5 protein-coding genes are annotated in these 24,368 nt (G+C 47.5%); 4 read left to right on the top strand and 1 reads right to left on the bottom strand.

The genetic code is table 11. The features are described 5' to 3' along the window. Window positions 1-94: 94 nt before the first annotated feature. The 4 genes from ACMUEV_RS00425 to ACMUEV_RS00410 all read left to right on the top strand — a co-directional run bounded on the left by ACMUEV_RS00425 (window position 95) and on the right by ACMUEV_RS00410 (window position 22,958). Complete coding sequence (locus ACMUEV_RS00425) at window positions 95-2,002, top strand: acetate--CoA ligase family protein (protein ID WP_190652588.1); 1,908 nt, start codon at window positions 95-97, stop codon at window positions 2,000-2,002. 239 nt (window positions 2,003-2,241) lie between these two features. Next, window positions 2,242-3,063: a peptidyl-prolyl cis-trans isomerase gene (locus ACMUEV_RS00420; RefSeq protein ID WP_190652589.1), complete on the top strand. Its 822-nt coding sequence runs from the start codon at window positions 2,242-2,244 to the stop codon at window positions 3,061-3,063. A 220-nt stretch (window positions 3,064-3,283) separates the two neighbouring features. Next, window positions 3,284-21,712, top strand: a complete 18,429-nt coding sequence (locus tag ACMUEV_RS00415; RefSeq protein WP_190652590.1) for a DUF4347 domain-containing protein — start codon at window positions 3,284-3,286, stop codon at window positions 21,710-21,712. Window positions 21,713-21,791: 79 nt separating this feature from the next. Beyond that, window positions 21,792-22,958, top strand: coding sequence for an Lpg1974 family pore-forming outer membrane protein (locus ACMUEV_RS00410; protein ID WP_190652591.1), 1,167 nt, complete (start codon window positions 21,792-21,794; stop codon window positions 22,956-22,958). Here ACMUEV_RS00410 and ACMUEV_RS00405 read toward each other — a convergent pair. After that, on the bottom strand, window positions 22,947-24,116 hold the full coding sequence (locus ACMUEV_RS00405) for a hybrid sensor histidine kinase/response regulator (protein WP_190652592.1): 1,170 nt from the start codon (window positions 24,114-24,116) through the stop codon (window positions 22,947-22,949). The genes ACMUEV_RS00410 and ACMUEV_RS00405 overlap by 12 nt on opposite strands. Window positions 24,117-24,368: the final 252 nt, after the last annotated feature.

The following is a 24,368-nucleotide window of genomic DNA, read 5'->3' as shown; positions in this document are numbered from 1 at the left end:
TTTTGACACCTAGCTTGAGTTTTACTCTTTGGGATAGACGCAGCTTACGCTTCGATTTCTGTAGAGTCTCAAGGTACAAATATCTTGTGAAATTATGGTTGTCGATCGCATCTCCGAACTCAACCGCGTCAATGCGAGAAAAACTGATGCGTTTGATATTTTTAATATTCGTGCTTACGTTGGTGCAAATCCCTATTTGTCGATGGCTGCCATCGTGTTCGATTTTACGCTGACGAAAAATCAGAATGCGCTGCCCGTCGAGCAGTATGCCAAGATTGTGAGCGATCGCTATCCTGATTTCCGAGAAAAAACGTTTACTTCTCATGCTGATCTGTTTGCTCAGACCGTCGCGAAAGTGAGTGCACTGGAGATGGATCTGCATTTGCAGCACTGGAGTGTCACGGCTTATCCACAGTTCGATCGTATTGCAGTCGAAACGCTACATGCTCGAACCAGTCGAGAACTGATCTTTTCAGTTTGGGACTGGTTTGAAGCGATGACTCAGGGACAAGACTTTGCGATCGCAGATCACATCGAAGTGCTGCAGGCGCAGTTTCGGCGATCGGTGTATGGTGGCCCTACGGTTTATGCTTTACTCAAATCGGCTAGAGAGCTAGGCATTCCCACTTTCTATCTGTGGGATGAAGGGTTGATGCAGTATGGCTACGGGCGAAAGCAAGTCAGAGGCATTGCCACAACTTTCGAGCGGGATAGTCATCTCGATTCAGACTTCACGACACGCAAAGATGACTGCAAAGCGTTCTTGCAAACTTTAGGATTTCCTGTGCCAAAAGGTCGGATTGTTTCGAGCTTCAATGAAGCACTCAACGCAGTTGATCGCATCGGTTATCCAGTCGCGGTAAAGCCTGTGGTCGGACATAAAGGCATCGGCGTGACGGCAAATATCCAATCCGATGAAGATCTAGAAGCCGCATTCGATCGAGCAGTAGAAGCTGTTGAACCCGAACAATCGATTCGGATCATTATTGAACAGAGTATTGAAGGCGATGATTTTCGATTGTTGTGTGTGGATGGAAAGTTCATTGCTGCGACGAAGCGCGAACCTGCTTCGGTAGTCGGAGATGGAATGTCTACGATCGAGGAATTGATCAACCGAGCGAATCGCTCTCCTGAACGCAGCGATACCCCAACTTCGCCGATGGGTAAGATTCATGTCGATGACGCGATGCACCGCTATCTAGCTGAGCAGGATTTATCAATTGAGACAGTACTAGAGCGCGATCGCACAATCTTCTTGCGCAAAGTCGCGAATCTCTCTGCTGGTGGACTGAGCATTGATGCAACACCGAACATTCATCCCGATAACATTGTGCTAGCTCAGGATGTCGCTCAACATTTTCGCTTGACTTGCCTCGGCATTGATATCATGACCCGCGATCTCAGCCGCTCTTGGAAAGAAGGAAACTTTGCCATCATTGAAATCAATGCGGCTCCTGGAATTTTTATGCACTTAAAACCTGCGATCGGCAATCGAGTCGATGTGACTTCTCATATTTTGAAAACCTTCTTTCACTCAAGTGCAGAAGCTCGAATTCCGATTATCACCTTCAATCGCGTTACTCTTTCAGATTTGCAAACTGCGATCGCTTACATTCTTCGACATTATCCACATTGGACAATTGGAGCCGCTTGCCAAGATGGTATTTTGATCAATCACTCTGAAAAGCCACTGCATCCAGACTACAACACCAACATTCAGAATCTACTGAGAAATCCTAAGTTAGATTTACTGATTGCTGAATATCCTGAATCCATTCTCGATCGCTCTGGCATGTTTTATGAAAAGAGCAATCTTGTTGTGCTGAATGATCCAACAGAGATCGAAATGATGTTGGCAAAAAATATTTTTGAAGATGCAAAAGTTGTGATTAAGCAAGGCAGTAAAGTTTCAACTCAATATCAAGGATTGATTGAACAATATGCTTTAAGTGAATCGTTCGATCAGGTTTACCTAGAAGCGATCGCGGCAATGATCTTGTAAAACTGATGCCTTTGAAGAGACATATATCGATTCTCTAGAGAATTCTTCTGAATTAAGTAATTTTACTGGGTGATTCTTGTGGAATTTATGTGTTAATTGGCACGTAAAAGAAGCAAGCTGGTAAGTTAGTGTGCTTACTAAATTTACTGGTTTGCATGAGCGACGTTGCCCCGTTTAACTAGTGTGTCCCTACTTTTAGAGGGTCACAACTGGTTATATTACTTCTCAGGAATTACCCAATGTCAGACTTTGAGCAAATCTCCCTGTTGACGATCGACAACCAATCCCTTTCTCTTGGCACGGTACTTCAGTACTTTCAACTCTCTGGAAAACTGATGCCTTGGATTAGAGACATTCTGGAACAGCATATTGTTTTTCAAACGATTCAATCTCGCAACGACTTGAATATTCTTGAATCTGAGGTAGATCAAGCAGTCATTAATTTCCGAATCAACAATCAATTGTCTGATGCAGATGTCTTTGAGCAATGGTTAATCAATCAAGGCATCGACTTCGCAGTATTGAGAAGTCGGTTTGTGATTGGGCTGAAGGTGGACAAGCTGAAAGCATTGATCGCAGAGCCAAATTTGCAGGCATTGTTTGATCAGCAGAAGCTCGCATTGGATCAGGTCGAACTTTATTACATGATCGCTTCGAGCCAAGAGATTGCTGAAGAAATTCAGCGCAAAATCGAACAAGAAGGTGGTTTTGAGAAAGTTGCGAGAGAGTATGCTTTAGCAGAAGAGCCGCAAGTGAGCTTGGTTAGACGGGCTTTTTCGCTGGCTCAGTTGCCTGAAGACCTCAGGACCGCGATCGCACAAAAGCAAGCTGGCGATACCGTGGGCGCAATCGAAGTTGAGCAGCGCTGGTGTGTGTTCCGCATCGAAGCAGTCGTTCCTGCTGTCTTGGAAGGTGAATTAAAGCTTGCGCTACAAAATCAGCTGTTTGAACAATGGGTTGCTCATCAGATCCAGCAGTTATCTGTTCGATTGGGAGGATCTCAACTGGCTGAGGCTTCTGCCGTTGAGACAGAAGAACGGGAACTGGTAGCGACAATGTAGTTGATCAGGTGTGTAGGGGTGAATAGCTCTGCCAATGCCTCAGACTTTTGCCCCTCAATCTCGCATACTGAGAAACTTTGAAAAGCACAGAATACCTTCATAACATAGGCATTCTGGTTGAGAACAGCCCAATCCAATTCATGTTAATTTCCTGAGCGCGATCGCTTCTAGATATCGCGCGGTTTTGCTTTTCATCCAAACTTAATCCCGGTAACGACTTATGCAATCTGATGCTCTACTTCGTAATGCTTTACTAGGTTCTACAACGGCAATTGCCCCTGCGCCGCTTGAGATTAACTTAAGTCCAGCACTAAACGATATCTCTCGATCGAGTTCGATTGCATTTGTCGATCGTGGAATTCAAGGATATGAAAAGCTCCTCGCAAACGCTGCTTCAGGAACAGAAATCTATGTTCTAGATCCCATCAAAGATGCAGTTTCGCAAATCACCGACATTCTACTAGAGCGCACGAGCATCTCGGCAGTTCACATTCTTTCGCATGGAAGCAGCGGCGGACTGACATTAGGACAAAACTGGCTCGATAGCAACGCTTTGGAGCAGTATGCGGATCAGTTCCGAAGTTGGTCAAAGGCACTCACTCAAGACGCAGATATCTTGCTCTACGGATGTGAGGTTGCACAGGGCGAAATTGGACAGGCATTTGTCAATATTTTGAGCGAATTGACGCAGGCAGATGTTGCAGCTTCAACGAATTTGACTGGAAGCGCAGCGCTAGGTGGAGACTGGACTTTAGAATATCAACACGGCAAGATCGAAGCCGGAATAGTCTTTCAATCTACTGCACTCGCTGACTATCAATCTGTTCTAGGCATTAGCTTTACTGGAAGCGCCCTTACGAATACAGGCATCAATACAGCAGGTGCGATCGCGCGGATCACAGGCAACGCGATTTTAGACGTGATTGGGGATATCACGATCGATGCAAGCGGCATTACTGGAGACAACGCTGGTGGAGCGGACAATCTCACTTTAAAAGCGACAGGTAGAGTTGACCTGCGAGGGCTAATCGGAACGGGCGGATTTAGCAACCTGACGATTGAGGCTCCAACGATTACAGTGTTCGATGGCGTAAATATTACCCTTGATGGCGAGCTAACCTTTACTGCTAGTGAAACTGCCTCAACGCTGGATAGCTTAATTCCCATTGTGGGTGGCTTTACAGGAAATACCAAAGATGCCAGCATCACGATCGGTAAAAATACGAAAATCCAAGCCGCAGGCATTAATCTGAGTGCAGAAACAGAAGATAAAAATCCAATTGAAGGACTCAATAAATATTTGGCAGGCGCACTAGTCACGCCGCTGGTTGAGTTTGGTCAGGAGATTGCGTCTTTACCGCTCAGCGTGATGATTCGCAAATCAAACTCAACAATCTCGATTGGAGATAATTCTGAGTTGATTACCAGCGGCGATGTGATCATTTCTGCTAAAGCTGCGGCAGATGCGACATCCAAAGCGATCAGTCAATACTTCAGTATTGGTTGGAGTAATGCAGTTGCTTCTGCAATCACTGAGATCGCTCAAGGCGTGACGATCACCGCTCAAGGAGATGTAGATATTCTCTCCAATGCCAGCGCTAAAGCGAGTATGACAACTCGCACGCTGAAGAATATGGGCATTGGTCCAGCCGATAATACCGGAATCGCTGTCTCGCTGGCTGTTGCTGATGCTGATTTAACTGCAAAAACGACGATCGCACAAGCAGCGAAGATTACAGCCAGACGAAATGCGAACATTCTGGCAACGGGTAAGGTCGAGCGAGAAGCCAGTGCGGAAGCTGGCGCCTATGACGATGGACGAGCAGGCATTTCTCTAGGGCTTGGATTTACAACTTCTGATGTTCAAGCGGTTGTAGATGGTCAAGTTACTTCAGCAACAACGATCGCAAAAGCATTTGATCCAGCGGTTAATGTCAGTGATGACGAAGACACCATTAAGATTGTCGATCACGGTTTTAAGAAAGGACAAGCGATCGTCTATAACAATGGCGGCGGTTCGGATCTCAAAGGTCTTGAAGATGGCAAAACTTACTATGTCATTGTGGTCGATAGCGATACCATCAAATTAGCAGAATCCGCTTCTGATACTGAAGAGAACAAAGCGATCGACGTATCAAAGTCAGGCGTGACTGGATCAGCCCATCTTATCCGCGATCCGGGGCTACGTGTTGTCGCTCAATTAGAAAGCGAAGACAAGGCTGATGCAACTTCAGGAGTTGGGGGTGATCCTGCGATCGCCGATAATGTCAAGCCAGAAATTGCCGTGACGAAAATTATTGAAGCATTGACTAAAAATAATGCCTCAAAAGATGCCGGATCGGGTGGAAGCGGAGCAAAATCTAATTTTAGTCTTGCAGGTGCTTTAGCATTCTCTAAAGTTGACAATACTGTTGCAGCGACGATCGGCGTAACTGGCGTTCTCAAATCGAAAGCGGATCTCTATGTGCAAGCAACGATCGAGAATAAGCTACAGACTGCCTCAGAAGCCTCTTCCGAAGCCGCAGATGATGCTTCTGCACAGCAAAAATCTGCCAGCGCAGCGGTCATTGTAGGACTATATAGCAATACCGCAAAAGCAACAATTTCACCAGGAGCGGTGCTCGACGCGAGTAAAACAACATCGATTAGCGCAGAAATCACTTATCCTTTCCTGACCACGCTCAAAGAGATGTTTGACTTTAAGCAGAAGCTGAAAGATGATGGGCTATCAGGCTTTACAGATTATCTTGATGGGACATTAGGCTTTAAGAGTTCATTGTTCAATTCTTGGGCAAAGAGCACGGCAAAAGGTAAAAATCTAGGTTTAGCAGGATCGGTCAATTATCAACAATTTAATAGCGATGCTCAAGCCATCATCGGCGCAAATGCCAAAATCAATCAAGATGCTGCTTATCAATCAGATGAACAGACCGTCACAGTCGAAGCAACAACTGATTTAAATCTGATCAATGTCACAGGTGTATTCGACTTTGAAATTTCTTTAGACAAGCTCAATGATCTGCGAACCTCTAAAGATCGCCTAGCAGAACTGAATCCGGCTGGCTCCCAAAGCGACAAAGGCGGTATGGGCGGGTCGCTTTTCTTGTTGTTTAACAACAGTGCAACGATCGCAAAAGTAGACCAGAATGCAGAAATTCGTACTGGAAAAGATGGAAATCTCACCATCAATGCTCAGTCTAAAAACATTGATGTCAATGTTGCTCAATCAGGTGCAAGCGGTGGACAGTTTGGAGTGGGGGGTACGTTCTCCTACACCAATCAGAAGAGTACGACACTCGCACAATTGAGCAGTGGTGCAAAGGTAACAGGTGGAGCACTAAACATTACGGCAGGAGATGAGACGACTCGGGTCAATGCAGTTGGAGGTGTCGCGAAGGGCGGAAACGTCGGTGTGGGTCTGTCAGTCTCACTCAATGAGATGGATCGAACGGTTTCTGCGCTGATTGGCAAGGAAACGGGCGTGCCGATCACTGGAACAGCCATTAATGTCGGCGATATTAACCTTCAAGCGAAAGGAACAGGAGGCTTATGGTCGTTCTCGTTAGCCGCTGCGATCGCGTCTAAAAATCCTCAAGCTCAAACCGATCAAAATCCCCCCGAACAATCCACCGATGTTGCTGATTCTCAAGGGCAGTCTGATGATCCTTTAGATGGAGTGACGTTGCCAACGCTCTTTGGAGAAATGACCCCAGAAGAGTCTCCAGGCAACCAAAATAATAGCGCTGCGAACACCTCCAACGACAAAGGGAATCAAGGCAAATCAGGCATTGGCATCTCTGGAGACGTTTCTATCAACACAGCGACGGATCGCGTTTCTGCTTTTATCAATGATGCAGGCACAATCAAGGGAGAAAAAGTTGCCCTAGAAGCGACCAATGACACGGTGATGCGAGTCGCTTCTGGCTCTGCTGCATTTGCGAAATCCACTGATGCGAATGCTACATCAGTCGGAATTGCAGGTTCTGTCAGCGTTAATACGTTAACAGGAACAACCAGTGCTTTCATTTCGGGTACTGCGACAGGGGGACAAAAACTTGCATTGGATGCGAGTGAACTCTCTTTAAAAGCAACTCGGAGCGGAGATTTATTTGCGCTGTCAGCAAGTGGTTCTGGCGCTCCAAGTAAGAATGGAATTGCGATCGCAGGCTCTGTCTCGGTCAACCGGATTAGCAATACCACTCAGGCTTACATTGATGGCGTACAAGCTGCGATTGCTGGAAGTGTCTTACTGAATGCGGAAGATAACTCTCAAATTTTCGCGATCGGCGGGGCAGCAAGTTTGGGTGGACGGGCTGGATTTGGTGCAGGCGTAGGGGTCAACATCATCAAGAATACGGTCAGAGCGAATCTCAATAACTCTACGCTTGATCTAGAGACTAGCCTGACACTTGCAGCTTTGAATCGCTCTCAAATTCAATCTATCACAGCCTCTCTTGGCATCTCTCCACAACAGAGTGGAATTGGCGGCGCGGGAACCGTCTCAGTTAACAACATCGCTCTAACTACAGAAGCTTCGATAACGAAAACGAACCAGACTATCAGCGCGGCTCTACCCACAGGCGCGATCGCACTCTCTGCTCAAAATACTGCAACGATTCAATCTTTAGCAGGTGCGGTCGGAGTCGGTCAAAACGGTGGTTTCGGAGCAGCCGTTGCCTACAATGGCATCACAAATAATACTCAAGCTTTTGTCAGTGAGTCTACACTCGCGACGACCGCAGGAGCAGAGATCACCGCAGAATCTTCAGGAACGATTCAATCTCTAACACTAGGAGTCGGTGGCGGTAAACAACTTGGGTTAGGTGGCTCTGTCTCGATCAATCTCATCCGAGGCGGAACCCGTGCTTTTATCGAGAAAGATACTGTTCTTCTAGCAGGAGGACAAATCAACTTAAGCGCGAAAGACATTAGCACGATCGAAGGCTTATCAGGTGGAATTGCAGGCTCTCAAACAGCCGCGATCGGAGCCGCAATCTCAGTGAATGATATTTCAACGACGACGACAAGCTACATTGAGAAATCTACGGTTACGTCACAAAATGCAGGCGTTCGTTCTGTTGCTGAAGCAAGCGCAACGATTAAAACGATTACAGTCGGAGGCGCAGGTGCTCAAAGCGTTGCGATTGGGGGATCTGTTTCTGTTAACTTGATTCGTAAAACAGTAGATAGCCATATTACAGATAGTGCTACAGTGACTGCGGCTCAAGATGTGAAAGTCGAAGCGATCGCATCTTCGACTTTAGAGGCGAATGGGGGAGCTTTAGCAGTTGCAGGTAAAGTGAGTGTTGCAGGCTCACTGGCCGTGAATGATCTAGAAAATAGAACGATCGCACAGATTTCAAGCTCTACAGTTACAAGTTCTCAAGGCAATGTGATTGTCAGCGCAGATTCTCGTGACACAGTGCGGACGATTTCTGTCGGAGGCTCTGGCGCAGGTAAGGTCGGTGTTGCGGGTTCTGCCTCCGTCAGCATGATGGGAAATACCACAACAGCAGAGATCGTCGGTGGAACCGTCAGCGCAGATGACAACGTACTTGTACTGGCAAATAGTCAAAATGCGATCGAGTTTTATGGCGGGACAATTTCGGTTGGAGGCGCAGCAGGAGTTGGCGGTCTTGCGAATGTCAATACGATCGCAAATACAACCCAAGCTGCAATTCGCCAAGGTGCAAGTGTTACCGCAAAAGGTAATGCGACGAGTTCGATTCCAAAAGCGGATGGTACAGGAACGAGTGAACTCACACGCGGCGTTGCAGTCATCGCGACCAGCGAAGAGCAGGTGGATGTCGTATCCGTCAATCTTGCAGGGGGCGGCAAAGCAGGCGTAGCAGCAACAGCATCTGTCACCGTTTTAGAAAGTCAGACGACAGCATCGATCGATGGCGCGTCCGTTAATGCAAATAACACGGGGGCAAATGCGGGTCAAACCGTCAAGGTTAAGGCATTCAATAATTCTGATGTTGACATTAAAGCAGGTTCGATCGCGGGGAGTGGCGCAGTCGGTGTTGGTGCGACCGTTGATGTGACTGTGATTGGAAATACGACTCGTGCCTTTATTAACAATGCTCCGATTGTTAATGCCCAAGCTGGCGTTGATGTCACTTCCTTTACTCGTGAAAAATTTGGGTCCGTTGTTGCAAGTGGTGCAGGTGGATTTTTTGCAGGAGTAGCAGGTTCACTTCTAGTGAGTGATATTCGCAGTCAGAATGAAGCATTCATTGCAGGTTCGACCATTAATACCTTTGGTAATCTGCGAGTGATTGCTGATGATCGAGTCGAAGCAACTGGAGCCTCAGGAGCAGCAGGACTTGCGGGTAAGGGAGTTGGATTTGGTGCGGCGATTTCCGTCATTACGATCGCCAATTCGACAACGGCAAAAATCACGAACTCTACAACGAATGCAAGTGGACTGACTGAAGTCAAAGCAACCTCGGTAGAAATCGTGACCACAGGCGGTGCGTCTCTAGGGGCGGCGCTATTTGGAGGAGTAGCAGGTACATCATTAGTCTCCTCACTGACCACTCGCACGATCGCAACGATCGATGGAACAAGCCAAGTCAACCAAAATCAGGTTTATCGCACAGCCACACAAGATGTCCGAGTGACTGCTGAAAACGATTCGACTCTGACAGGGGGCGTTGCATCTCTAGGTGCAGGAATTGCAGGCTTTGGTGCTTCGGTTATGGTGTCGGGGATTTGGAATACGACCTCAGCCTCGATCGGAGATAACGCAACGGTGAGTGCAGGGCGTACTGTTTCAGCCAATGCGGTCTCGAATAAATCTGTGACAACGGCTGTCATGGCATTCGCAGGCGGTGGCGTTGGAGTCGCAGGGGCGGTCTCTGTTGTCAATATTGGCAGTGGTATGTCCAGTGATGGAACGAGTTCTGTCTCTGACACTCAATCTACAACCGATGGTCAACTCAATAAGAGCCAAATTGATAGCGGTTTAGGTAGTTCGAGCTTTGCGACTCGTGCGAAAACTAAGGCGGATAGCAAGACTGTCGGGATGAGAACTACAGGATTTGGGGCGACTGCTCCAGTGCTGAACGGAACCAGTGCTTTTGTGGGCGTGAATGCGATCGTCAACGCTGGTGCAGATGTCAATGTGACTGCGACTGAGATAATTACGCTAAATCAGGGAATCGGTAACATTACAGTCGGGGCAGTCGGTGTTGGAGGATCGGTTGCGATCGCAAATATCAACGGTAATACTCAAGCATTCTTGGCAGCAGGTTCGGTTGTCAATGCAGGTAACAATATCAATGTTGCTGCGAACTTTACGAATAACCTGGATAGCATTGCAGGTGCAGGACAGGGTGGACTGGTGGGCTTGGGTGCTCAAGTTGTAATTGTCAACGATGATAGTAGTCAAATTGCAGCAATTCGCAACGGAGCCAGAATTAATCAAGCTAACAATGTCTCGGTCAATGCTCGTGCGAATCGAACAAATACCAGCACGATGCTCAACCTGCAAGTTGGAGGATACGTTGCTGGAGCCGCAATTTCTCGACTGACGGGTGGCGGATCAACTCAGGTTGTCGTTGGAGACAATGCTCAGATCGGACAGCTAGCAGGCAGCACCGTTGGTAGTCTCAATGTCTCGGCAGACTCTAATCTCACGGCAACTGCTACGACGCGATCGCTTTCGGTCGGGATTGGTGCAGGGAGTGCGAACGTTGCGATGATTGAAGCTTCTCCGAATATTACCGCAAGTATTGGAGCAGAAGCAGATATCAAAACGCTGCAAAATATCAATGTGGTCGCGAGTGGTACGGCTGACATCACGACCGATGTATTTGGCGTGAATGCGGGAGGACTGGCAATTGGGGCTTCGATCGCAAAATCTCAAGTGACTCCAACCTTAACCACTAGTGTTGGAAGCGATGCTGTTCTCGATGCAGGAACGAGCATTCTACTCGATAGCCGATTCAATTTGGACAGCACGGGGCAAATCGTTTCAGGTAAGGATGTAAGAGCAACAGCAAATTCGTCTGGAGGCGGATTGCTCAGTGGCAATGGAGCCGATGCAACCGCGATTACTAATCCGACTCTAAGTACAACTATCGGGAATCGCACAAACCTCAAAGCAGGTGGAAACATCTTGGCGCAGTCGCGATCGACGAGTAATACGATCGCAGATGCTCAAGGTAATAGCTATGGAGCAGCAGCAGTTGGAGTTTCTTTAGCCAATGCGAGTGAAACAGTCAATGTTTCTGCCCGTTTAGGAGCCAATACTCAGGTTCAGGGACAAAATATTCAGGTTTTGGCACAGCACCGAGGACAGCAGGTAAAATCGAGCGCGACATCTTCGACAGGTGGATTGATTGGGGGTGTTGGGTCTGATGCGGCATCAAAAGCGAAGACAACGGTGAGTGTTTTTGCAGATAATGGTTCAGCATTGACTGCAAGCGGAAATGTCACACTCCAATCTCAATCCACAAATATTGTCGATGCCTATGCTAGCGGGCAAGCCTTTGGAATAGCAGCAGGAGGATTGACTTCAGCGCGAGCAGAAATTGACAATACAAATACTGCTTCCACAGGCACGAACGTACAAATTAATGCAGGGCAAGATGTCACGATTTCGGCTCAGTCTGATAATCGAGTGACTCGTTCAGAAGCGATCGGGGGTGCAGGTGGGGTGTTTGCTGGAGCCAGTACTTCTGGAACCGCGATCATTACTGACAATACAACAGCATCCGTCGGAGCGAATACTCGAATTACGGCTCTTAGCGGAACGATTAAGGTTGAATCGCTAGTCAGTAATGAGGCACGTAGTCGTGGATCAATTTCAACGGGCGGTGCAGTGACTAGCAATCGTACCGATTCAACGAGTAATGTCACTTCTCAAGTCCGTACAACCATCGGGGATGGTGCGAGTCTATTAAGCGATCGTATTCAACTGCACTCAAAAGTCACTAAGCTTGATGTCGATGCAGATGCCTACTCGAAGACAATTGCGGCAAATTCTACAACGAATGCTCAGTCGAATGTCAATACCGATGTGGATACCAAAGTCACAAATGGAATTGGCGCAAGTTTAAATGGTCAAAACCGTCTTGAAATTATCTCGCGACAAGATGGAGTCGATACAGATAGTAAAGCAAAATCAGAAATTGCCGCAGGTCTGACAGGTTCAGTGTTTGCGACGGCTCATAACAATATGGATCTCGATGCCGATATTGATATCCAGTCACGATCACAGCTTTCTGGGATTGATATTTTACTAGAAGCTGTTTCTCCTCAAGATCGCAATGCGATCTATGTTCTCGATCCTGAAACTGTTGCTAAAACTGTTGTGAACTATGTCTTGACAGCAGTAGAAGAAGTCGTCAAAGTCGTTAGTAAAATTCCGATTATTGGTTGGTTCGTGAAATGGGTGACTCGGACAGTCATCAAGCTCGTTGAGCAAATTCTGAACAGCGAAGCAGAAGCAAAACGCTCTGGTAACTTCTCCAGCAACAATACAATTAATCTTGCAGGTGACATCTATCAAGGCGCACCTAGCCGTGCTTCTCTGGTAGTGAATCCAGATTTGTCTGTTCTGACTCAGGGGAATATTTCAGCCCAGATTGTTGGAAATGAAGCCGTAGTCAGCGATGTGACGACAATGCCACCTGGACAGATCTTAATTAACTCTCCTTTCGGAACGGTGACTGGAGATGTAATCATTCACAAAAATAGCGTTCTAGAAAGCGTTGACATTACGAATAACTCGACGAAGGATCTGCGAATTAATCGGATTCGGACGATTAATAATGCAGTTGAGTCTCCTGATTTGGATATTCGAGCCGATATCAATACTGCTAATGTCACAACGGTTACAGATGTTGTCGGTCTGCCTTCCATCACTATTCAGAACAATACTGCTTCTAATGTGATTTTTGCAGGACTCATTGAGAACTCAACGGGTAGCTTGCTGGTCACCAACCAAGGCGGAAGTATCCTCATGGGTGGCAATGTCCAGCTAGAGAATGCCAGCGCGAATTTGAATGCGGCACAGGGTCGAATTGGAGATCTCACCAATCGTTTGAATTTACGCTTGTTCGATGAGACAACGAATGCAACATTGCAGGCAAATGCTGGACAGAGCATTTCTCTCAATCTTCAACTATCAAGCAATGCTCTCAGCACTGGCATCACACAGCTTGATGGGTTAGAAATCAACAGCATTACGGCTGGACAAGATATTGATCTCGCAATTCGACAAGCTGATATTTATCAATTTGATCTCAATACTTTTGAGCTGTCTCGTGTTGCGATCGATGGAATTTACAATCTCAAGAATCTCTCTTCGACTCAAGGTTCTGTCAAAGTTGACATTGCTCAAGGCACCGCAAATATTAGCAAAGTCCAGGCTCAATCTGGCACAGTGAATCTAAAAACGGTTGGACAATTAGTTGATGTAAATACTGTCGGTGCAGACATTATTGCTCAAAATGCAATTCTGCAAGCTACTGCTGGAATCGGGTCTAGCAGTAATGCGATCGATACAGCCGTTTCTCGACTCGAAGCGAATGGTTCAGGGGGAATGTGGATTAACAACACTGGGAATTTATCGATCGGCGGAATTAGCCCGATGATCGGTTTAACTATCACAGGTGATCTGTCTCTCACCAATGCAGGATCGGTAACGGTCAGCGAGAATGTGACGGCTTCTGGGAATGTTCAAGTCACGACAACAGATACACAAAATCAAGGCGAAGACATTGAAGTTGTCGCCAATACGAAAGTCGAAAGTACAGGTGCTAGTATTTCTCTACTTGCAGGCGACAACTTCACATTGAATCCAACGGGTACGATCGCGGCTGCAACTCAAATTGCAATTAAAGGGGACTACGGAAATGCAGATGCGGTTGGAAGCACGATCGACATTCGCGGAACCCTCCAAGCTCCAGTTGTCGAAATTACTGGAGATAGCAACAACGATCGCGTCAATCTCACCAATGTTTCGACGGGTTCACCTGTAACCATTAGAACCTTAGATGGTGATGATACGATCAATATCGGCAGTAATTCCACGCCTACATCAAATACGAATGGCACTCTAAATCGGATCAGTGCGAATTTGACGATCGACGGAGGAACCGGAAACGATCAGTTCAAAGCAGACGACTCAGGTGATACAACCGCAAACACTGGAACTCTCACGAATACTCAATTGCTCGGATTGGGTATGACAGGCACGATCAACTACGCAGGAGTCGAAGCGATCGAGGTCGCACTCGGTTCTGGGGCTGATACGTTTACTGTTGCTAGCACGATCGCAGGAACAACTACGGTCAATGCGAATGCAGGCGCGGATACTGTCAATGTTCAATCGATCTCAGGCGCGACTACAGTCAATGCAGGTGCAGACAACGACACAATTAATGTTGGAAGCGCGAGCAATACTGTTAACGATATTGGCGCGACTCTAACGGTTCAAGGGGATGCGGGTACTGATACTCTCAACGTGATTGACTCGGGTGATACTACTGCAAACACAGGCAATTTAACCAGCACTCGCGTCTCGGGCTTAGGAATGGCAGGTGCAATCGACTACGACACTGTTGAAGCTTTAGACATTACTCTCGGTTCAGGTGGAGACACCTTTACGATTCAAAGTACACACACAGGTTCTACGACTCTAAATAGTGCTGCGGGTGCTGATACGATCGCAGTTCAATCCAATGCAGGCGCAACGACCGTTAATGCAGGCGCAAACGATGATAACGTAACGGTTTCGGTGATCACTCCAGGTGGAACATTAGTTGTAAATGGTGAAGCAGGCAATGATGTGGTGAATGCAACTGCATCCACACGCGGTATTGTTCTCAATGGTGGGGATGGCGACGATACGCTACAAGGCGGATCAGGCAACGATTTGATCGGCGGCGGATCAGGGAACGATCGTATTGATGGCAATGCCGGAAATGATGAAATCTATGGCGATTCAACTTTCCCGGTTCAAGCAACAGATGCGGCTTATAACAGCTTTACCTTTGATGCGAATGTGATGACGGCTCCTGCTGGATCGCGTCCAAGTGCTACACAGCAAACTTCTCAAGGGAATGACACAATTTCCGGTGGAATTGGAAGCGATACCGTTTATGGGGAAGGTGGCGATGACAACATCGTTGGAGGTAGTTTTACTGCGAATGTCGCAGATGGAACGGACTATCTGTTTGGTGGAGCCGGAAATGATGTGATTGCTGGCGATAATGCCACGATTGATGTCAATCGCTCGATCGCGGTTTTCAATGACAATAACGGCGCGGCGGATTACATCTTTGGGGATACTGGAACGCTCACATTTGCTCCGACAGGAGAAGTGACTCGCGCCGCGAATGCTTCGGTTGCAGGAGATGGCAACGATACGATCTCCGGTGGAATTGGTAATGATGCTCTCTTTGGTGGAGCCGGCAATGATGTGATTTCTGGAAACTTGGGAGACGATCGCTTAATCGGTGATCAAGGTGTGATTGACTTTGTGAATAGTGCAGTCACCAAGATTGAAACGACAGAAGCAAATGTTGGCGGAACCGACACGCTAAATGGTGATGAAGGCAACGACATTGCGATCGGGGGATTTGGAAATGACACGATTTCTGGAAATGCTGGCGATGATTTCTTAATTGGAGACAACGGACGCGCGCAATTTTCGGCAGGCATCTTAACGAGAATTGAATCGATTGATCCAGGACTCGGAGGAAATGATGCGATCGCTGGAAATGACGGTAATGACATTGCGATCGGCGGATTTGGGGACGATACGGTTTCTGGAGAGATCGGTCGAGATGTCTTACTCGGTGACAATGGCGTTGTAGTTCGAGCCGATGGCACGATTGAAGCCAATGATATTTACTCGACTGAGCCAACCTTCGGCGGCAAAGACACGATCACTGGAGGGTTAGACAATGACTTGATCATCGGTGGTTCTGGTGGCAATGATGCATTAGGTCTCGGCGGTGACATCCTGGCAGGAAACGAAGGCGATGACTGGATCATTGGCGACAATGCTTATATCACTCGCGATAGTAACGACCAAATTGAGCAAGTCGCAACCTCTTTCGCATCGAATGGCGGCGACGACAATATTACGGGTAATGATGGCAATGACTTAATCTTCGGTGGGTTCGCCAATGACACCATTCAGGGCAATGTCGGTAGCGACATCCTCCTCGGAGATAACGGCAAAATCACCATGCTGAATGGGGTTGTAGCCCGGATTGAGACGGCAGAAGCACTCAGTGGCGGCAATGACACCATTCAAGGGAATGATGGCACAGATATTATTCTGGGTGGCTCTGGCGACGATACGATCGCGGGAGGAGCAGACAATGACACTATCCTTGGAGACAATGGCGTAGTTGTTCGTGCCGATGGTTCAGCCCAAGCGAATGATGTCTTTTCAACCGATGAATTAAGTGGCGGAAAAGATAGTATCTCTGGTGGTCTGGGAGATGATTTGATTCTCGGCGGATTTGAGAGCGATCGCATCACAGGTAATGAAGGGAATGACATCGTGTATGGCGATCATGCTTACATCACTCGCAATGCATCGGATGTTGTAGAAGAAATCACAGCACGCTTCGCAGCTCAAGGCGGAGATGATGTGATTGAAGGCAATGCAGGCGATGACATTCTCATCGGTGGAGCCGCGAACGATACCCTCAAAGGTGGTACTGGAATTGACTTCATCACTGGAGACAATGCGAAAGTGACGATGCCGACTGGGGTTGTAGCTCGCATTGAAACTACTGATCCAACCCTCGGTGGCAATGATGCGATCGATGGCGATGACCAAGGCGACTTTATTCTTGGTGGCGCTGGCGATGACACGATTACTGGAGGCTCTGATCTTGCAGATGATGTGATTCTGGGTGATCACGGGGTCATTGTTCGAGGAGATGGAACTGCTCAAGCAAATGATATCTACTCAACTGATCCAGCAAATGGTGGAAAAGACATCCTCACAGGTGGATTGGGCAACGATATCATCTTGGGAGGGGCAGACAACGATCTCATCACAGGCAATGAAGGCAACGATGTGATCTTGGGCGATCATGGTTACATCACTCGTAATGCTGCCGATGTCATTGAGAAGATTGAATCAACTTTTGCAGACCAAGGTGGAGATGACACGATCGCTGGAAATACAGGCGACGATCTCTTATTCGGTGGAGCCGCAAACGACACGATCACAGGAAATGAAGGCAATGATGTCATCTTCGGCGATAACGGCAGCCTAGATTACACGCTAGATAGTAACCTCACAACCTTAGATTTGATCACCACAACCTCGCCAGCAATTGGTGGAAACGATAATATTCAAGGCAATGAGGGTGACGATCGCATTCTTGGTGGAAATGGGGCGGATGCCATTCAAGGTAATGCAGGACAAGACATCATTCTCGGTGACAATGGACTCCTTAACTATGGAGTCGATAGCGACTTTACAACCCTCGATCTGATTACGACCACTGATCCAACCTTGGGTGGCAACGATCAAATCGCAGGGAATGACGGCAATGATATTGCGATCGCTGGAGCCGCAAACGATACCGTTACTGGCGATGCAGGAGACGACATTCTGATTGGAGATCAGGCTGAAATTACGTTAACGGGCGGACGGGTAAAACTCGTGGATAGCATCGACCCAGGCATTGGGGGAGATGATGTTGTTTCCGGGGGCGATGGGACTGATCTGATTCTGGGCGGATTTGCCGATGATATTCTCTACGGCGATTCTGGCAATGACAGAATCTTAGGTGATAACGGTCGATTCGATTTTGCTTTTGCAGGGGATGCGGTCGTTGGAGCCGATTCTGATCTATCAACCTTGGATATCATCACAACTACTGATCCAACTTTGGGCGGTGACGATAGTATCTTTGGCGGTGCAGGTGAAGATCAAGTTATCGGTGGCTCAGGTTCTGACTTTGTTGCAGGCGATAACGGGGCTGATCCAAACGTTGTCTTGACTCGGGAATGGACAGTTGTTGATGAAGGTGACTTTAACGGAGATGGTCGAACCGATCTCGTTTGGCGCAATCAAGTTCGGGGGGATGTTGCCGTTTGGTTGATGAATGGCAAAGAAATACTCGATTTCGCAGTGGTCTTACCCGGTGTGCCTTTGAGTTGGACGATCGAAGGAATTGACGACTTCAACAAAGACGGCAAGGATGATTTTATCTGGCGCAATCGTGCTAATGGCGATGTTGCCCTTTGGTTAATGAACGGCAGAAAGATTGACACTGCTGCGATTGTGCTTCCAGGTGTGCCACTGAGTTGGGCAATCGAAGGTATCTCTGACCTGAATAACGACAATCAAGCGGATCTGATTTGGCGCGATCGCAGTAATGGCGATGTTGCTGTTTGGCTAATGAATGGTTCGCAAATTGCGGGAGCCGCAGTCGTCGTTCCAGGCGTACCGTTGACCTGGACCATTGAAGGCGTTGATGATCTCAATGGCGATGGTAATGCGGATCTCATTTGGCGCGATCGCAGTAATGGCGATGTTGCCGTTTGGTTGATGAATGGTCTGCAAATTGCTGGATCTGCAATTGTTCTCCGCAGCGTGCCGTTGAACTGGAACATTCAGGGAATTGGCGATTTTAACAACGATGGCAAAGCCGATCTGCTCTGGCGAGGGCAAACGAACGGTGAGATTGCTGTTTGGTTGATGAATGGGTTGCAAATTGCTGGATCTGGAATTGTTCTAGCCGGAATTCCGAGCAATTGGACGATCGAAGGAATTGGCGACTTTAACAATGATGGCAAGAGCGATATCGCCTGGCGCGATCGCGGTAATGGCGATGCTGCGGTTTGGTTGATCAATGGCACTCAACTGGCAGGAGCCGCTGTGATCATTTCGGGTGTGCCCTTTAACTGGGAAGTCAAAGCGATTAGTGACTTGAACAACGATGGTAAGGCTGAGTTTGTCTGGCGGGATGCTGCGACCGGAGATGCTGCGGTGTGGATGATCAATGGCGTGCAGATTGATGATACAGCGCTCTACCGTCAAGGAGATTCAAAACCTGTGTCCACTGGTGCATCAGATGATTTGGTCATGGGTGATCATGCGATCGTCTATCAGGCATTGCAGCGCGATCGCAATTTCGTCTCGATCGACACACAAGCAGCCGATGGCGGTGGAGACGACGTGCTGTATGGCAATCAAGGCGACGATATTCTGCTCGGTCAGCAAGGCAACGACATCATGTACGGTGGTGCAGGTGAAGATGACATGACTGGCGGTCACAATGTTCTTGGTGGTGCCGATGGCAATGATTCGATGGATGGAGAAGCAGACTCGGATGTGATGCTCGGTGATAACGGCACGATTACTCGGCGTTGGGTGAACAATGCGTGGCAGCGATTTGTGGCACCGTTTGCGACGGTTATTCGAGATATTGTGCGCTTTGATGATGTCGATCGCATCGCTGGCAATGACACGATGGTCGGAGGAACTGGCGATGACATCATTCAAGGTCAGCGTGGAGACGATTTCATTGATGGTGGTGCTGGAGATGATGAACTCTATGGACAACTGGGCAATGACATCATTCAAGGTGGAGACGGACAAGACACGATTTTAGGAGATGTCGGTATCATTACTCGCGATGTCAATCCAGATGGTTCGGCTCGTCGAAATCTCAATGGCTCGTGGCATCGAGATGTGATTCTAACTGATGTTGGTCGCGTGACTGGAACCGTCAGCAACACACCGACTGCGGCACAATTCCAAAATCCAGATCTCTTGTTACTGACTGAATCGGCTGGATATGAGGTCGAACTCCTAGCAGATGGGAATGATGCAATTAATGGGGGATCTGGAGATGATGCGCTCTTCGGTCAGCGCGGTAACGACACGATTCAAGGTGGAACAGGCAATGATTACATTGAAGGTAATGCAGGCAATGATTTCATTGATGATCTTGCAGGCGATGACTTCATCGTTGGAGATGACACCTCGAATCTGCCACCGTTTAACACGGAACTCCCGATCGTCACGCGTGCGATTCACCTGATTGAGCAGAATGCAAACCTAGCTCTCGATTTCTTCGGGACGATCGTTACGCCAAACTTGACCTTAACGCCTGACCCAATTTCGGGCTTGCTGCCAGCCTTGACGCTCTCACCAACTTTAACGCGCGATCATTCTCCGACTCCGATCACGGGTGCGCTTCGTACAACCTCGGGTGTAACGTTCCAAACGCTAGCTGCTGTCATTCCTGATGTGATCAATCATCTTGATTTACTAGCAGGAAATGATCAAATTTCGGCGGGTGCTGGCTTAGACACGGTTGTGGGAGATAACTATACAAATACTATTCCGCTGAGAACAGGAGTAGCTGGAATTGATCAATCGTTGGATCTGATGATGCGATCGCTGTATCAGTTGAACTATGACCTGCATGGTTTAGAACTCGCACTAACTGGAACCAGTGGTGCGGCTGCACGAGAAATTACACTCGGTGGAGATGTGATTGATGCAGGGGGAGATCGCGATTTAGTCATGGGTGACAATGCCTTCTTGATCGGGGGCTTAACGATTAAATCACCGAGTAATGCTGCGGCGATTAGTACAATGGTCGGAAATCTTCAGCAATTAATTGCGAACTTCAATCGCACCGTTGATACGGTATTAGATCCGCTCACCACTCGACCCATGAATCAGCCGTTTACTTTAGCGATCGGCAATGATCAAATCACTGGAAATAGTGGCGATGACAAGCTTCTCGCTGATGACACTTTTGTTCTTGCTCCTAACTTCAGCAATCCCAACTATGTGAAAGGCAGCTTCTGGAACTATGCACTTATCGGCGGTGATCAGCCTGCTCGTTCTACGCTGCGCGAGTTTAACCTGAAGCTCGGCAACGATTTGGTGAATGGTGGTTCTGGAAATGACTTAATGATTGCTGGTTATAGTAATGTGATTCTGCCGCTCGCAAATCAAGCGCCTGTCACTCAAAGCGATCGCCTACAATTCCAACGCGATCTCGAACTGTTTGCTGAAGATGTCAGAACCTTCATTCGCGACCTGCACAATACCAATCACGGCATTGAGTATGTCAATAACAATCAGTCTCATACCCTGATTGCTCAAAACGATGTGATGAATGGTGAAGCAGGCGATGACTTGATGTTGGGCGATAATGCAACGCTGCTGCTCCCGATCGTCGATCGACAAATCAATCTCAGCTTTGAAATCGTCAGAGGCTATCTCGATTCCAGCGACGAATCTTACAACTTCAGTCAAGGTCTACCTCATCAGTACGATTTGATCTACCGCAATTCAAATCTAGGAGCAACGCGATTTGCTGAAGATACGATGACAGGCGGCGATGGAAATGACATCCTGTTTGGACTTCGAGGCGTTGATACGATGCAAGGAGATGCTGGAGATGATTACTTGTTTGGAGGTGCAGAGACGGATGTACTGAATGACACATTAGGAACAAATGTGATCCGAGCAACAAATCCCAGTGCAGGGGACAGCACAATCATCAATCCTCGCATCAACGCCTATCTTGTGAACTTCCTCAGTCCTGCTCTCCAGCGCTATATCTCAGAGCTAGATCAAGAGAAAAACAAACTCACTCTCGAAGGACGGTTCCAGCTTTCCTTCCCGGATTAATTTTTTCAGTAAGCCGAGCGTATTGAGTTATAAGTAATACGCTTCCTTTGCCAGCTCACTTACCTGTTAGGACTTTCCCGTGAAAAAGATTCATGCCCCTTGGATTGCAGCTTCCGCAATTTTTCTCGCTCCTTTCAGTGCTTTTGCGACTGAAGTTTCTCCTGCTCCTTCGACGATCGCTCAAGCTTCTCCTAATGCAGAGCTAATTAGAAAGCTCCAATTACTAGAGCAAAAGCAGCAAGAGCTAGAACAAGAAATTGAAAGCTTACGGCAGCAGATTTCGCCACAATCCGGCACTGCTAAAAAGCCTACTTCTAATCAAGTCGGGGTGACTGCTCCTGAAAAACGTCCTCAACAGTTTGAAGTCTCGGCAGAAGCATTATTCTTAAAGGCTCGAACGAGTAACGCGATGGATTTCGCGATCGTAGATTCAGGACAAGCACTAGCAGTTAGTGGGGATCTGGCAAGAGTTCGATATGAAGATCCAACGGCGCTGCGCGTGGGTTTAACCTATCGTCCTGAAAAGACGGCTTGGGAAGTGGCTGCAACTCATATGTTTTTCAATACTGGCGGGCAGCAAAGTGCCGTTCGACCGACTCAAGGGTTCTTGTACTCTACGTTGACGCATCCGGTTCAGAATGATTCTGCCAATACGGCGGACGCCAGTGCGCGGATGAATTATGCAGCGACTGATGCTGAACTAGCTTATCGGTTCAAAATTGGACAAAGCTTGGGTGTGCGAGTGTTTGGAGGATTGCGATTTGCGACTGTGAATCAAGTGATGAATGTTGCCTATGATGGGCGAGATTTTAACCAGGCAACGGCTCGGATTGAGAATCGATTGAGTGGGTTTGGACCTCGCATGGGCGCGCAAGCAGATCTTAGACTCGGCAAAGATTTTAGTCTGTTTGGTCGCGGTGCAGGAATGATTCTAGTGGGCAATCGGACAACGAGCTACGAAGAAACCGATAACAATCGTGCTGATCTGGTCGCTCGAATTTCGCAGGATAAATATCAAACGTTTGTGCCAGGTTTGGAGTTTGCTTTAGGAGTGAGTTGGCAACCCAAAATCAGTCAGCAAGCGACTTTGAATCTGAGTGCGGGTTATGAATATCAACATCTCTTTAATGTGTCGAATTCGATTCGATTTGTCGATGGAGCGAGTCCAGGCGTATTTTCTGAAAGCCAGAATGATTTCAGTTTTCAAGGCTTCTTTATGAAACTTGGGATCAGTTCAGAGTTTTAGCGAAGCAAGTGGAAACTGGACGGTGAATGTCGCACCGCGATCGCTGCCTTCACTTTCAACGGTGATTGATCCTCGATGCAGTTCGACCAATTGATGCACGATCGTCAGACCTAGACCTAACCCGTCTGCGGAAGCAGCATTGGTTTCATCTTGACGAAACCGATCGAAAATATGCGGTAAAAATTCAGGCTGAATCCCAATCCCGGTATCGATCACTTTGACGTATGCCATTCCATCTAGTTCAGTGAGTTGAACTGTAACTTTTCCGCCTGCTGGAGTGAACTTAATTGCATTGGTGAGCAAGTTTAATAAAATCTGCTGCAATCGTTTCGGATCGCCTGAAATGACCAGATCTAAATCCATCGAGCTAAATTCAAGCTGAATGTTCTTTTCTGCTGCTGTTGGTCGAACGCCCTCGATCGCAGCAGAAATGACTGCGTATAAATTGACCATCATGACTTTGATCGGCAATTGACCTCGAATAATGCGTGAAATGTCTAAGAGGTCTTCAATTAATTGAGATTGAGATTGGGCATTGCGCTCGATCGTTTCTAAGGCTCGATCGATACTTTCAGAATCGAGATTGCGCGATCGCAGTAATTTCGCCCAGCCTAAAATGGCATTGAGTGGTGTGCGCAATTCGTGCGTAACGACAGCGAGAAATTCGTCTTTATTTTGATTTGCGGTTTCTGCTTCTTCGCGTTGCGCGATCGCTCTTCTCAGCGCAATTTGACTTTGTTTAAGCTGTTGATTTAATCGATCCTTTTGGTTTCCCTCGATCATTTGCCGCAGTACTACGCTCTGCAGTGTATGTTGTAATACTTCTGGCGTTACTTTGTGCGAGAGGATGTAATCTTTTGCACCTGCTTTTAGAAGTTGCGATGCAATTTCTAATGTGTGCGCGATCACAACGATCGGAACTGTGTCTTCAAATTGCTTGAGTTTGCTAATAAATTGTTCGCCTTCCATATTATGCAGATCGGAGTGCATCAAGATCGCATCTGGAGCAGCATGGCAACAAATATTCAGCGCCGCATTGCCTGAACGTGCTACAACGATATTCCAGTCAACGTCAGGGGACTGACTGAGCGATCGCTGAAAGAGAGCATTGTCAAACTGAGATCGGCGAATCAGGAGAAGAGTGCAGAACTGCTTCATATCATTCTGCCAGGGAAACACCTATGAGGAAGATGCAGAAAGAGCCAGACTTCAACGGTGCCAAGAGTCATGAATTTAATGATCTACAACTCTGAACGGCTTTGCCTCCATCTTAAACGACCTTTGCTCCCAAACCGGAAGACGGATCGAAAATGAGAGCAAGTTCGAGACATTGCAGAGAATCAATTCTTATTCCTAAGTACGCGAACCTTTGCCTTACTAGATTCTGACGTTTGGGAATCAATGTCAATC

The organism is Leptolyngbya sp. FACHB-1624 (genome assembly GCF_047649235.1).
Lineage (GTDB): Bacteria > Cyanobacteriota > Cyanobacteriia > Leptolyngbyales > Leptolyngbyaceae > Leptolyngbya > Leptolyngbya boryana.
The sequence above is the reverse complement of the archived record's forward strand: the minus strand, read 5'-3'. Positions and strand labels throughout refer to the sequence as shown.